Annotated in this window: 10 protein-coding genes; 5 read left to right on the top strand and 5 right to left on the bottom strand. The window is 63.3% G+C overall.

What is annotated here, in order from left to right:
- Positions 1-305: 305 nt before the first annotated feature.
- Complete coding sequence (sodC, locus tag I4X03_RS01690) at positions 306-836, top strand: superoxide dismutase family protein (RefSeq protein WP_223464703.1); 531 nt, start codon at positions 306-308, stop codon at positions 834-836.
- Positions 837-950: 114 nt separating this feature from the next.
- Here sodC and I4X03_RS01685 read toward each other — a convergent pair whose 3' ends face one another.
- On the bottom strand, positions 951-2,582 hold the full coding sequence (locus I4X03_RS01685; protein ID WP_223464701.1) for a M28 family peptidase: 1,632 nt from the start codon (positions 2,580-2,582) through the stop codon (positions 951-953).
- 175 nt (positions 2,583-2,757) lie between these two features.
- Positions 2,758-3,414 (bottom strand): energy transducer TonB, encoded by a 657-nt coding sequence (locus tag I4X03_RS01680; RefSeq protein ID WP_223464699.1) that lies wholly within the window; start codon positions 3,412-3,414, stop codon positions 2,758-2,760.
- A 333-nt stretch (positions 3,415-3,747) separates the two neighbouring features.
- Here I4X03_RS01680 and I4X03_RS01675 point away from each other — a divergent pair, with 333 nt between their 5' ends.
- The 4 genes from I4X03_RS01675 to I4X03_RS01660 are packed head-to-tail and all read left to right on the top strand — an operon-like array spanning position 3,748 to position 8,296.
- Positions 3,748-4,398, top strand: a complete 651-nt coding sequence (locus tag I4X03_RS01675) for a response regulator transcription factor (RefSeq protein WP_223464698.1) — start codon at positions 3,748-3,750, stop codon at positions 4,396-4,398.
- Positions 4,398-5,252, top strand: coding sequence for a hypothetical protein (locus I4X03_RS01670; protein ID WP_223464696.1), 855 nt, complete (start codon positions 4,398-4,400; stop codon positions 5,250-5,252). The genes I4X03_RS01675 and I4X03_RS01670 overlap by 1 nt, the downstream gene beginning before the upstream one ends.
- Entirely contained in the window at positions 5,249-6,559 is a 1,311-nt protein-coding gene (locus tag I4X03_RS01665; protein WP_223464694.1) for a sensor histidine kinase, read from the top strand. The genes I4X03_RS01670 and I4X03_RS01665 overlap by 4 nt, the downstream gene beginning before the upstream one ends.
- A gap of 48 nt (positions 6,560-6,607) precedes the next feature.
- Entirely contained in the window at positions 6,608-8,296 is a 1,689-nt protein-coding gene (locus I4X03_RS01660) for a M14 family zinc carboxypeptidase (protein WP_223466187.1), read from the top strand.
- A gap of 80 nt (positions 8,297-8,376) precedes the next feature.
- Here the strand turns inward: I4X03_RS01660 and I4X03_RS01655 are convergent, their stop codons facing one another.
- The 3 genes from I4X03_RS01655 to I4X03_RS01645 are packed head-to-tail and all read right to left on the bottom strand — an operon-like array spanning position 8,377 to position 13,099.
- The gene (locus I4X03_RS01655; protein ID WP_223464692.1) at positions 8,377-10,194 is read right to left on the bottom strand and encodes a DUF885 domain-containing protein; all 1,818 of its coding nucleotides are present in this window, start codon (positions 10,192-10,194) and stop codon (positions 8,377-8,379) included.
- 17 nt (positions 10,195-10,211) lie between these two features.
- Complete coding sequence (locus I4X03_RS01650; RefSeq protein WP_223464690.1) at positions 10,212-11,969, bottom strand: DUF885 family protein; 1,758 nt, start codon at positions 11,967-11,969, stop codon at positions 10,212-10,214.
- A complete protein-coding gene (locus I4X03_RS01645) occupies positions 11,969-13,099 on the bottom strand; it encodes a branched-chain amino acid ABC transporter substrate-binding protein (protein WP_223464689.1) in 1,131 nt (376 codons plus the stop codon). The genes I4X03_RS01650 and I4X03_RS01645 overlap by 1 nt, the downstream gene beginning before the upstream one ends.
- Positions 13,100-13,140: the final 41 nt, after the last annotated feature.

Raw genomic sequence — 13,140 nt, 5'->3', positions numbered from 1 at the left:
GTGCCGTTTTTTTTTATCGGTCGCTCGTTCCAGCCGTCGTTTTAGAAGCTATAGCCGCAACGAAATCGGCAATGCCAGCCAACGTCGCCCCTGCGAAGGCAGGGGCCCATACTCATCGTGCCGAGTATGGACCCCTGCCTTCGCAGGGGCGACGTTAAGTCTTGCATCCCAAGTCTCGATGTCGCGATTTCTGGGGGCGCCCCGAACCCGATTGATGCAATGGCTTTGTCAACACGTGTAAGCGTACTCGGCGAAAACGCGAAGGGGTATAAGATTGTCGTTCACTTATTTTCAAGGAGGGTTCGATGAATCATCGATTGACGTACCTTTGCGGCGGCATCCTTCTGGCGGCTAGCTCCATTGCAACTGCGGCACCTGACACGACCGTGACGCTCAACGTACTGTCGGACGCGGGCCCAGGTGCAAGCGCTGGCACCGTCGTCATCAGCGAGAGCAAGCACGGCCTCGTGTTCACGCCGTCTTTGAAAGGCATCGCGCCAGGCCTGCATGGCTTCCATGTGCATGAGAACGGCAGCTGCGCCACTGCCGAGAAAGAAGGCAAGCGCGTCGTCGGTCAAGCTGCGGGCGGGCATTACGATCCGGATAAGACCGGCAAGCACGGAACGCCGTGGGGCGATGGCCATCGCGGCGATCTTCCTGCGCTTTACGCAGATGCGAAGGGTGATGCGTCCAATCCTGTATTGGCGCCACGCCTGAAAATGTCTGACGTTAAGGGCAAGGCGCTGATGGTGCACGCTGGCGGCGATAACCATGCGGATCATCCTGCACCGCTGGGCGGCGGCGGGGCCAGAATGGCATGCGGCGTCATTAAATAAAGAGGCAATGCGCGGCGAGAATAGCAAAATGCCGCTCCCTGACGGGGAGCGGCATTTTTTTTGAAGGTCAAAACGGTGGATGCGCTTCGCTTATCCACCCTACAACAGCAACGATTACTTCGCCGCGGCCCGTACCTTGCCGAACGCATCGCCCGGTTTCCACGCAGGCATTTTCGACGAGTTGGCAATCATGCGGCCCAGGTTCAGCGTGAACTGCGCCTGCTGCACCATGCCAGACAGATCCCAGCTTGGATCGTACTCATCCTTCACCTGGTGATAGCGCGGCGCGTAGGTCTTCTGCTTGGCCTTGGCCGCTTCCGGATCCTTGATGTAGTCGGTGCCGCCCGAGATCGAAAACGCCGGCACGCCCGCCTTGGCGAAGCTGAAGTGGTCGCTGCGGAAGTAGCCGCCGGCCAGGTCAGGCGTTGGCTTGCTGACGCTCAAGCCCATCGCCTTCGCGGTCGCCTCAGCCATCGCGCCCAGTTCGGTGCGCTCGCTGCCTTTGGTGCCGATGTCGCGCGCCGCGCCGATCCAGTTCAGGCTGTCCAGGTTGAGCGCTGCAGCGGTCTTGGCGACCGGCCACAGCGGGCTCGACGCGTACGCGGCGCTGCCCAGCAGGCCTTGCTCTTCCGCTGCTACCCACAGGAACATCTGGCTGCGCTTGGCTGGCTGGCGCGATGCCGCCTGTGCCATGGCCAGCAGGCCCGCGGTACCCGAGGCATTGTCGACCGCGCCGTTGTAGATGGTGTCGTCGCCGGTGCCTTGCTTGCCCAGGTGATCCCAGTGCGCGGAGTAGATGACGACTTCGTCCTTCAGCTTCGGATCGGTGCCGGGAATAACGCCCGCCACGTTGAACTGCTCGATGTTGCGGACCGCCGCCTTCATCTCGCCTTTGATCTTGATGCCCAGCGGTACTGCCTGGAAGTCTTTCTTCTCGGCTGCCGCGCGCAGGGAGTCGAGATCCTTGCCTGCCGCCTTGAAGATGGTACGGGCGACGTCTTCGGTCATCCAGCCTTCCATCGGCGCGCCCAGCGTGCCTTGGGCCAGCTGGAAGCGTTCCGCCATCCAGCTGTTCTGCACCACGCTCCAGCCGTACGATGCCGACGCATCGGTGTGGATCAGCAGCACGCCGGCAGCTCCCTGGCGCGCGGCTTCTTCGAATTTGTAGGTCCAGCGGCCGTAGTAGGTCAGGCCCTTGCCGTTGAAGCGTGCCGGCTCGGCCGCAGTTGGCATTGGGTCGTTGACCATCATGACGACGATCTTGCCCTTGACGTCCTGGCCCTTGTAATCGTTCCAGCCTTCTTCCGGCGCCGAAATGCCGTAGCCGACGAACACCATCTCGGCGTCCATTGCATGGACTGCCTTGGCGTCGCCCGGTCCCCACACCCAATCCTTGCCGAACGCAAACGCCTGCGGCTTGCCGCCGATATCGATGGCAACAGTGCTGTCCGTTGGCGATGCTTTAACGCCGGCAATCTTCACTGCCTGGCGATAGCTGTTGCCGTTGGCTGGCTTCAGGCCGGCGGCGATCGCGGCCGCTTCCAGGTATGCCACGGTCAGGTCGCCGCCGCGCTGGCCGGTACCGCGGCCTTCCATCAAATCGCTCGACAGGAAAGCCATGTGGCCGCGCAGTGGCGCTTCCTCGACCGTTGGTCCGGTGGCTGGCTTGGCTGCGTGAACGGGGAAAGCGAGGACGAGGCTGGCGGCCAGGGTAGTGGCCGTGAGGGAAAAGAGCTTCTTATGCATGGGTTCCTGACGCGAATAAGGGTGATTAGACACTGCACCCGCGTGGGGCGCGACAAACATTGTATGCCATTCTGAAACTGTTGCAGCGCAGCGATTCCCCACGCGCGCTGTCATTACAGTATGAAAAACGCCCCGCCGGGTCGGACCGGGCGGGGCGCGCTTGACGCATTGTTTCTTACTCGAGCTTCCAGACGTAGGCAATCTGCGCCCAGCCGGCTTCAGCGGCACCGCCAGCCATCGCCGGCTTGAAGCTGCACATGCTCAGCGCGCTGATCGCCGCCTTGTCCAGGTCGCGCGAGCCGCTCGACTTCTGGACCCGCGAATCGTTGACCTTGCCGTTGGCGCCAACCAGCAGCGCCAGCGTGACGGTGCCTTCTTCGCCATTGCGGGCGGCACGGGCGGGATAATCAGGCACGGCGCAGCCATCGTTCAGCACCGCGGTGCGCAGTGAGCCAGTGCCCGGGTCGGCAGGCGGCGCCACCTCGGTGGTCGTCGGGCCCGGCTCTGCTGGCGCAGGGTCCGGTACCGAAGAGGTTTCCATCACTTGCTCGGTCTGCGGCTGTTGCGGAACTTCAACTTCTACTTCCGGCACGAACGGCTTCGGCGTCGGTGCGACTTTCGGCACTGGCTTGGGCGGTTCTGGCGGAGGCGGTGGCGGTGGCACGATCTTCGGCAGGAAAACTTCGATCTCTTCCGCCAGCTTCGGCATCGAGATCGATACGCTGTTCATGCTGTTGATCAGTGCAGCGCCGACCGCCACGTGCAGTGCAGCAACAATACCAATCTTGACGAATTTGGTGCCGCCACTTTCCGGGATGTGTGAAAAATGCATGGCAATCTCCTTGTTGTTGTTTTGCTCATGGGCTGTATCGGTAGGCCTGAGCCGTTGACGCCGGGCTCAATCGACCTGATGTGCTAAGCGTTGGTATCAATATATGCCATCGAATAGCAATTGAAAAGCGTTTTGTTTGTATTTATTGTTGCTATTTGTTGCGAACATTTGATCGTCCGCAGTGCCGGCAAGGCAGGACGTGGAAAACTCGCGTGCGCCTTCGTTGTATGGAATAATCGCAGCGACGACGATATTCGTCAGTTAGGCCGCACACATTGATGCTATCCGTTGGTAAGCAGATGTAACGGACGCGGCCACGCAGAGGAGTAGTAAATGCAGAGTGAGCAGAACAAGATCCGCGTCTTGCTGGCGGACGATCACCCGATCGTGATGACCGGCTTCGCCATGTCGCTGTCCGGGCTGGGCATGGACGTGGTCGGCCAGGCCAAAACGCCGGACGAGGCAGCCGCCATGTACGCCGAGCTGCGGCCCGATGTGCTGGTGCTCGACATCCGCTTCGGCACCGAGCTGACCGGGCTGGACGCGGCGCGCGGTATCCTCGCGCAATTCCCGGCGGCGCGCATCGTCTTCCTGAGCCAGTTCGACCAGGATAGCCTGATCAAGGAAACCTACCGCATCGGCGCGCGTGCCTTCGTCACCAAGGATTGCGACCCCGCCGACCTGGCCACCGCGGTGCGCCACGCGCATGCGGACAAGCTGTACTTCCTGCCGCAGATCGCCGAGCGCCTCGCCAACCTGTCGGTGCGCGGCGATGTGTCGCCGCAGTCGCAGCTCGATGCGCGCGGGCTGGAGATTTTCAAGCTGATGGCCGAAGGCCTGACCAACGCGGAGATCGCCGAGAAGCTTAACCTGTCGGCCAAGACCATCAGCAATATCAGCCAGGCGGTGAAGGAGAAGCTCGGCGTGCACCGCCAGGCGTACATCACCCGGCTAGCCGTCAAGCACGGCCTGATCGAGCCGTAGTGCGCGCGCTCCTCGCCCTGGTGCTGGCCGGCGCTGCGTGCAGCGCGTGCGCCACCGATGGCGGGGCCGCGCGGTTCGAGATTGTCACCGGCGACACGTCCGACGTCACGCAGCGCATATCGACAGATCTCTGGCGCCGCCTTGCTCCGCTGTTCGACAGCGCGGCGCCCAATCGCCGCAAAAAGCTCTGCATCGCCGTCGGACCGTCGGCCTTGCGTGAGGCGGCCGCCCGCAACGCCGAGTGCGTCCTGCTCGCCGCGTATACCTCCAGCCCTGTGTGGCGCGCGTTGGCAGGGCACCTGCCGCCATCGCAGGCCACAGCCGTTTTTGCGGAGCCTTCGCCGGACGACCAGCTGCAGCTGGTGTCGCTGCTGTACCGCCGCCCGGCGCGCGTTGCCGCCATCGTCGGCCCTGGCACGGCATTCCTGCGGCCGTTATTGAGCGTGGGGGCCGAACTGTACGAGTTCGCGCCGGGCGACGACATCAATCGCGTGTTGAACCGCATGGCCCAGGCCGAGGTGCTGCTCGCGACGCCCGACAGCGCGGTCTACACGCCCGAGAACTTCCGCAATATCCTGCTATCGAGCTATCGCCACAACCAGGGCGTGATCGGCTTCTCGGCCGACATGGTGAAAGCCGGCGCCCTTGCATCGACCTATTCGGACATCGAGGACATCAACGCGCAGGTAGTCGAAGTGGCCGCCGCCTATGCCGCAAGCGGCGTGCTCGCGCCGGCGCAGTTTCCGCGCTACTTCCGCACCATCATTAACGAACCTGTGGCGCGTTCCCTGAACATCAGGCCTGACAGCGGCGCGCGCGGCTTTGCGCGCCGCCCCGCCAAGGTGGCGCCATGAAGCGCAACCTCGGCATCGGCACGCGCATGGTGGCCATCACCATGCTGCCGGTGCTATTCCTGTTCTCGTCCTTTGTCTGGTACTCGTGGTACTCGCACCGTACCCAGGTGGCCGAGGAGCTGGCCGAGCGTGGCCGCATCCTCGCCAAGGCGCTGGCCGAGACCAGCGAGTACAACGTCATCTCCGGTAACCTGTCCGACCTGCGCCTGACCATCAATGGCCTGGTCCAGTCCGACCGCAGCATCCACCGCATCGACGTGGTCGACGCCAGCCAGCGGCCGACCATCAGCGTCGCGTCAAGCACGGCCGCAGACGCCGAGCCGCGCTACTACGAAGCGCCGATCCGCAAGCAGCTCATCTGGATCAACCTGTTCTCCGATAACGGCGCGCCGCACGTGTCGGGTTCCAGCGACACCAAGCCGCCGACCCTGACCACCGAAACCGTCGGCTGGGTAAGGGTCACCATGTCGCCGTCGCACATGCTCGACAAGCAGGCGCGCCGCTTCCGGCTTGAGCTGGCGATGGCCGCACTGGCGCTGGGGATCAGTATCGCGCTGGCGATCGCCTTGGCGCGCAAGGTGGCCGAGCGCACCGGCGAGCTGGTCGACTCGCGCAACCAGGCGCTCAAGGCCGATGCGGACAAGCGCAAGCTGATCCAGAAGGTGAATTCGATCATCGAGGACGAACGCAAGAGCATCGCGGTAGAAATCCACGATGAGCTCAACGCCTCGCTGATCGCCGCGCGGCTCGAATCCCAAAGCATCTTCCATCTCGCCGACAAAGCGGGGCAGGGGCCGGCCATCGACGAGATCAAAGCCAAGTCGCAGGCGATCACCAAGCTGACGCTCGACCTCTACGCCAGCGGCCGCAGGCTGGTGCGGCGCCTGCGCCCGGAGGTGCTGGACATGCTCGGGCTGCACGGCGCGGTCGAAGAAATGATCCGCCATTACGACAGCAGCCCTGGCGGCGGCCGAATCGAATTCCGCTCCGAGGGCGACTTCTCGCAACTGGGGAATGATCTCGCCATCTCCGCCTACCGCATCGTGCAGGAGGCGCTGTCGAACGTGATGAAGCACGCCACCGCCACCCGTACCAAAGTCTCGCTGGTGCTGTCTGAAGAAGACGACACGCTGCACATCGAAGTGGCCGACAACGGCGCCGGGTTCGACATGGCCACTTCGTCGTCGGGCATCGGCATTATCGGCATGCGCGAACGGGTCTACGCGCTGGGAGGCACGATTTCGTTCGCCTCGGAGCCCGGCAGCGGCACCATCATCTCCATCTCCCTGCCGCTTGATGTATCGTAGCGGTCTGGCGCAACCACGCGCACATCTTTGACTTCACAAGACACCATCATGCTGAACGACCTGCAAACGCCCTACGAGAAGGGCAACAAGAACCAGACCACCACCTGGGCCGACTGCATCGCCTGGTACGAAGAACTCGCGCGCCGCTTCCCCAACGTGCTCCAGTTCAGCGCTGTTGGCGTCTCCGACGCCGGCGTGCCGATTCACGCTGGCGTGGTCTCGGCCGACGGGGTGTTCCACCGCGACCAGATCAAGAACGAAGGCCGCCCGGTCTTCTTCAACAACAACGGCATTCATCCGGGCGAACCGGAAGGCGTCGACGCCTGCATGGCGCTGGTGCGCGACTTCTGCCTGCAGCCCGATCGGCTTGCGGCGCTTGGCAAGACGGTGTTCCTGTTCGTCCCGATGTATAACGTCGACGGCAGCCTCAATCGCGCCAACACGTCGCGCGTCAACCAGGACGGGCCCGAGCAGTTCGGCTTCCGTGGCAATAGCCGCCACCTCGACCTGAACCGCGACTTCGTCAAATGCGACACGCTGACCGCGCAGGTCTTCAACAAGCTGTTCACCGCCTGGGATCCGGACGTGATGGTCGACACCCACACCTCCAACGGTGCCGACTACACCTACACCATGACCTTGATTCATACGCAAGCCGACAAGCTTGGCGGCGCCCTTGGCGAATTTTTACGCGACACCATGCTGCCGCATATGTTCAAGGAGATGGAGCAGCGTGGCTGGCCGACCTGCCCGTATGTCAACCCGGTCAAGGACAGCCCGGACCACGGCATCGCCGAATTCCTCGAAACGCCGCGCTTCTCGACCGGCTACGCGGCCCTGCACCACACCATCGGCTTCATGCCTGAGACGCACATGCTCAAGCGATTCGCCGACCGCTACGAATCGATGCGCGCGCTGGTTGAAACGGCGCTTGATTTCACGATTGCGAACGCCGCCCAGATCCAGTCGCTGCGCCGCGCCGCGAAGGACGAGGGCAAGACGCGCCGCGAATGGCCGATTCACTGGGCGATGGACGAAGAGAACACATCGACCTTCCGTTTCAAGGGCTACGAGGCGCAGTACTCGCCTAGCTTGCTGGGTAATTACACACGCCTGTCGTACGACCGCACCAAGCCGTGGGAACGCGATATCAAATACTTTAACCGCTTCCCGGCCGATATCACGGTTGCCGCGCCGCGCGCGTATGTGATTCCGCAGGCGTGGCGTGAAGCGATCGAACGCCTGGAATGGAACGGCGTGAAGGTCGAGCGTATCGACGCCGAGAAGACCGTCGATGTGCAGTGCTATCACATCAAGTCGGTGGCTTCGCGCCCGAACGCGTATGAAGGGCACATGTTCCATGACGACGTGCAGCTGGAGAAGCGCAATGCGCGCGTGACGCTGCGGCCGGGCGACGCGTGGGTGTCGCTGGACCAGGACAATGCGCGCTACGCGATCGAGACCCTGGAACCGCAAGCGCACGACAGCTTCTTCCGCTGGGGGTTCTTCAACAGTGTGCTGGAAAAGAAGGAAGCGTATTCGGACTACGTGTTCGAGGACCACGCGATGGAACTGCTACGCGATGAGCCGGAACTGAAGGCGAAGTTCGAAGCGTGGAAGGGAGAGAATCAGGGACTGCTGGGGAATCAGGAAGCGGTACTGGACTTCATCTTCGCCAGCTGCCAGCGCTATGTGGAACCGGAGTGGCGCCGGTATCCGGTGTACTCGGTCATGTAAGCTGCGGGATGGGCTCCCGCTTGCGCGGGAGCGACGGCGGTCCGTCGTTCCCGCGAACGCGGGAACCCATACATCTTCAATTACTTCGCGGCCGATTCCTGATCAATCCACCGCTGCACCTTCGCCTCCAACAACGACAACGGCACCGTGCCATCTTCAAGCACAATCTCATGGAACTTCGGCAGGCTGAATTTCGCACCTAGCGCCGCCGTCGCCTTCTGCCGCAACTCCGCGATCTTCAGCGAGCCGATCTTGTACCCCAGCGCCTGGCCCGGCCACACCATATACCGCTCGGTCTCGCTGCGCGCCACCGCCTCGGTGTACCCAAGGGTATCGCGCATGTACTGAATCGACTGCTCGCGCGTCCAGCCCTTCGCGTGCATGCCCGTGTCGACCACCAGCCGCACCGCGCGCAGCATCTCGTCGTTCAGGTGGCCGAAATAGTCTTCCGGCTTCTCGAACAAGCCCATCTCCTTGCCCAGCGTCTCCGCATACAGCGCCCAGCCCTCGGTAAACGCGTTATTCCCGCCGAACTTGCGGAACCTCGGCAGATCCATCTCCTGCAGCAGCGCGATGTGGAAGTGGTGCCCCGGCTGTCCCTCATGCAGGAACAGCGTCACCATGCCGGTGCTGCCGTAATCCTTCGGGTCGTTCACCACCGACCAGAACACGCCCGGCCGCGAGCCATCCGATGCCGGCGCGGTGTAATGGTCCGACGCCGTCGCGCGGCTCAGCTCAGGCTCCAGGCGCAGGTCGAGCGGCGCTTTCGGCATCAAGGTAAACAGCGCCGGCAGCTTCTCGCGCAGCACGCCATCGAGCTTGCGGTACACGTCGATGACTTCCTGTTCGGTCTTGAACGGACGGTACTTCTGCTGCGCCGCCACCCACGTCGGCAGGCCTGACGCCGGGCCGGTGTAGCCCATCTTCGGCCCGACAACGCCGTATTCCTGCTGGATGCGCGCGACTTCCTTCAGGCCAGTCGCGTGGATCTGCTCCGGCGTCAGCGTCGTCGTGGTCTGCGCCGCGACGTTCGCCTGATACCACTCCTTCCCGTTCGGAAGGCCGTCGATGCCGGTGCTGGTGCGCGTCGCAGGCAGGTATTCCTTCTCGAGGAAGGTGGTCAGCTTCGCCAGCGAAGGCATCAGCTTCTTCGCGACCGTGGCGCGGTATGCCGCCGTCAGTTCCTGCTTGTCCTTGGCGCTGAAAGTGGCCGGCATCCTGGCTACCGGCGTGTAGAAGATATTCGTCTCGGCCGTCTTGCTCGACAGCTTTTTGAACTGCGGCAGCGCCGATACCATCGCGGCGCGCTGCAGCACGACGCCGGTGCGCATCCCTTCGCGCATGTTGGCGATCGCCTGGTCGATCCAGGCTGGCAGCAGGTTCAGGCGGTTCAGGTAGGCGCGGTACTGCAGTGGCGTCGTCAGTGCCTGTGCGCCTTCGCCGCCGGCGAAGTTGGCGAGGGTGACTGGCATGCTGCTCATCTGGTCGATCGGCAGCAGGTGATCCGGGAAGCGCTTGAACGACAGCAGGGTCTTGAGCTCGTATTCCAGGATATCGTAGTTAATCTGCGCGCCGCGGTCGAGGTTGCCGCGCTTGATCGCGTGCAGGCGCTTGAGGAATGCCTCGTAGCGCGCAAACTGCTGCGCGCGCGCCTTCGGTGCGATCGTGATGCCAAGCTTGTCGTCGAAACGGTTGTCGCCATTTTGCGTGGCGCTTACCGGGTCGTGGCGCGCTTGCGCTTCGTAGTAGTCTTCCGCCAGCTTGTCGAGCTGCTTTTCGGCGGCATCGGCTACTGCGCCTGCGACCTTGCCGCCTGGTGCTTGCGCCGACGCGGTCATCGGCGCGAACGCCAGCGCCAGGGCTGCGCTGAGTGCGCAGAGGGTGAGGGTTTTCTTCATGTTGGTACTCGCTTGAATCAGTTATAGAAGCGCCAGGTCGGGCGGAAGTCGCGTGGGATCTTCTCGCCTTTCAGCCGAGCGCGTACCAGTTCGGCCGGGAGCATGCCGCCTTCGAGTATGCCGTCGTGGAAGCGCTTGAGACTCATCGCGCCGCCGCCGACCAGTTCCTTGTTAAGGGCGCGCAGCTGCAGCGCGCCGATCATGTAGCCGGCCTGGTACAGCGGCGAGTAGTCGCCGTTGAACGAGCGGCGTACTTCGGCGCGTGCGTTGTCCGGCTCATGGCCGACGCGCTTGATCAGCATGTCGACCGCTTGTTCGGGCGTGATCTTCCCGAGGTGGAAGCCGAGCGAGAACAAGATGCGCGCCGCGCGGTGGTTGCGCCAGAACATCATGCCGATGCGGTCTTCCGGCTTGACCGCGAACTTGCGGTCATACAGCAGCATCTCCCAGTACACGGCCCAGCCTTCGACGAAGAACGGCGAGTCGAACAGCTTGCGCTGCGGCTGGTAGCGGTCGGCCATGAACATCTGCAGGTGGTGGCCCGGTATCAGTTCGTGATGCACGACCGCGCGCGAGAAGTGTGGGTTATTGCCGCGCATCGTCATCAGCTTCTGCTCATGGTTCATCGCGTCGGTCGGATACGACACCTGGATCGTGTCGCCGCCCAGGAAGAACGGGCTGATCATCTGGCTCTCGGCCGACAGCATGTCCATGCGCCAGCTGCGCAGCGCCACTTCAGGGACGGTGACCATGTCGTTCTTGGTCACGTAGTCGATTGCTTCGCGTGCCAGCGCGCGCACCATCGCAGGCTGCTCGCCCGGCGCCACGTACATGTTCTTGACCTTCTCCATCGCGGCGCGCCAGTCGTCGCCGAACCCCATTTCCCTGGAAGCGACGCGCAGTTCCGCCTCGCCCCATGCGAGCTCCTTCTCCGCCAGCGCCATCAGTTCTTCCGGCGTATAGGGCAGCATCTCGCGCTTGAGCGCGCTGACCAGGCCTGTACGCCCGATCGGGTCGCCTGTCACGTTCAGCAGCTTGGCCGACTCCTTGCCCACCAGCCGCTCGTCGAGCAGCGCGGAGTAGTCGGCGATTGCCTTGTTCAAGGTGATGTAAGGCTGCTTGACCCACCACGTCAGCTGCGGATCGTAGCCGTCGTAATAGCCGTACCACTCCTTCAGGTCGGCGCTCAGGTCACCCAGCACCGATACCGCGCGGTTGGCGGTGCTGCGCGATGCCAGCGGCTTCGCGGATAACACGTCGCCGCCTGCCTTCAGGCGTTCGGTGGCGCGCTGCACTTCGCCCAGCGATTTTTGCAGTAACGCGGCGGTGGCGCGGCCGTCCTGCGCCTGCATCAGCCGGCGCGCTTCGGCCAGGTCGATCAGCGGCCGTGCGAACGGCACCAGCGGCTCGGCATCGCGGAAGCGGATCGCGACGTCGCCTTGCTCGCGCAACTCAAACTCGATCTGGTTGCGCAGCATGATCCAGTCGATCCGGTCCTCCACGCCGAGGGTGTCGAACGGCAGGCGGTCAAGGGCGGCAAGCCACTGGCGGTAGAAACGGTCAAATTCGGCGTCGCGCGCGACGCCATTGCGGACCGTGTAAAGGTGCGCGAGGCTGGCGTGATCGAGCTGGTAACGCTGGATCAGCGCCGGCATCGCCTGCTGCGAAGGACCGAACGACGCCATCGGCGGCGTCAGAGGCGATGGGGTAGCGGGAGCGGCGGCATGCGCCGCGCCGCAGGCCAGTGCCGCTGCGAGCAAAAGACCTGTGCGCATCAGTAGCTTGCCAGCGGTGCCAGCGCGCCTTTGCGGAAGGTGTAGATGGTGACGGTCGACTTCTTCATGTTGCCAGCCGGGTCATACGCGTAGGTGCCGACCACACCTTTGTAGGTAGTGGAATGCAGCGCCGCGCCAACCACCGACGGGTCGGTGGAGTTGGTGCTGCGGATCGCCTGGGCGATGAACATCATCTGGTCGTAGAACGATGGCGCGTACACGTCAGGGTCCTGCTTGAAGCGCTTCTTGTAGTTGGCCTTGAAGGCAGGGCCGCCGGCCTGCTTCTCGAGGATCGCGCCGCCTTGCGCGCACAGGACGTTTTCGCCGACGGCGTCGCCGCCCAGCTTGGCCATCTCGGGGCTGCACAGCGTGTCGCCGCCCAGCAGCTTGGCGTTCAGGCCCAGTTGACGCATCTGGCGCACCATCGGCGCGCCTTGCGGCGCGTAGCCGCCGAAGAAAATCGCATCGACCTTCTTGGCTTTCAGCGCGGTGAGGATCGCCGCGAAGTCGGTCGATTTGTCGGTCGTGAACTCGTGTCCCGCGATCTTGACGCCCGAGCGCTTGGCCTGCTTGATGAATTCCATCGCGATGCCCTGGCCGAACGCGGTGCGGTCGTCGATGACGCCAACCGTTTTAACCTTCAGCTGCCTGACCGCGTAATCGGCCACCGACGAACCAACCTGGGTGTCGCTGGCGACAATGCGGAACACGGTCCCGTAGCCCGATTGCGTAACCTTGGGATTGGTGCCTACCGTGGACATCAGGATGCCTGCGTCGTTGTACACGCGCGAGGCCGGAATCGCCACGCCGGAGTTGTAGGGGCCGAGCACGAACTTGACGCCGTTGTCGACGAACTTCTGCGCCACCGAGACGCCGGCTTTCGGATCGCCCTGGTCATCCTCCGAGCTGAGTACGAAAGTAACGGCTTTGCCGCCAACCTTGATCTTCTTGGCGTTCAATTCTTCGATCGCGAGGCGCACGCCGTTCTCGTTGTCCTTGCCCGCAAACGCGTTGGCGCCGGACAGCGGGCCGCTCACACCGATCTTGACGACTTCTTGCGCGCTCGCGGCCTGCGATGCGAACAACATGGCGGCGCCGGCAAGCGGCAGGATGTATGTACGTGACAGCATATGTTCTTGTCTCCTTCAATTTCTCAGAACGTCAATGATCG

Source organism: Massilia soli, assembly GCF_016809835.1.
GTDB lineage: Bacteria > Pseudomonadota > Gammaproteobacteria > Burkholderiales > Burkholderiaceae_D > Telluria_A > Telluria_A soli.
The sequence above is the reverse complement of the archived record's forward strand: the minus strand, read 5'-3'. Positions and strand labels throughout refer to the sequence as shown.

What these genes read in the sequence shown, in the direction of transcription:
- sodC (WP_223464703.1), top strand. Translation starts at nt 306, where the DNA reads ATGAATCATCGATTGACGTACCTTTGCGGCGGCATCCTTCTGGCGGCT.
- I4X03_RS01685 (WP_223464701.1), bottom strand. Translation starts at nt 2,582, where the DNA reads ATGCATAAGAAGCTCTTTTCCCTCACGGCCACTACCCTGGCCGCCAGC.
- I4X03_RS01680 (WP_223464699.1), bottom strand. Translation starts at nt 3,414, where the DNA reads ATGCATTTTTCACACATCCCGGAAAGTGGCGGCACCAAATTCGTCAAG.
- I4X03_RS01675 (WP_223464698.1), top strand. Translation starts at nt 3,748, where the DNA reads ATGCAGAGTGAGCAGAACAAGATCCGCGTCTTGCTGGCGGACGATCAC.
- I4X03_RS01665 (WP_223464694.1), top strand. Translation starts at nt 5,249, where the DNA reads ATGAAGCGCAACCTCGGCATCGGCACGCGCATGGTGGCCATCACCATG.
- I4X03_RS01660 (WP_223466187.1), top strand. Translation starts at nt 6,608, where the DNA reads ATGCTGAACGACCTGCAAACGCCCTACGAGAAGGGCAACAAGAACCAG.
- I4X03_RS01655 (WP_223464692.1), bottom strand. Translation starts at nt 10,194, where the DNA reads ATGAAGAAAACCCTCACCCTCTGCGCACTCAGCGCAGCCCTGGCGCTG.
- I4X03_RS01650 (WP_223464690.1), bottom strand. Translation starts at nt 11,969, where the DNA reads ATGCGCACAGGTCTTTTGCTCGCAGCGGCACTGGCCTGCGGCGCGGCG.
- I4X03_RS01645 (WP_223464689.1), bottom strand. Translation starts at nt 13,099, where the DNA reads ATGCTGTCACGTACATACATCCTGCCGCTTGCCGGCGCCGCCATGTTG.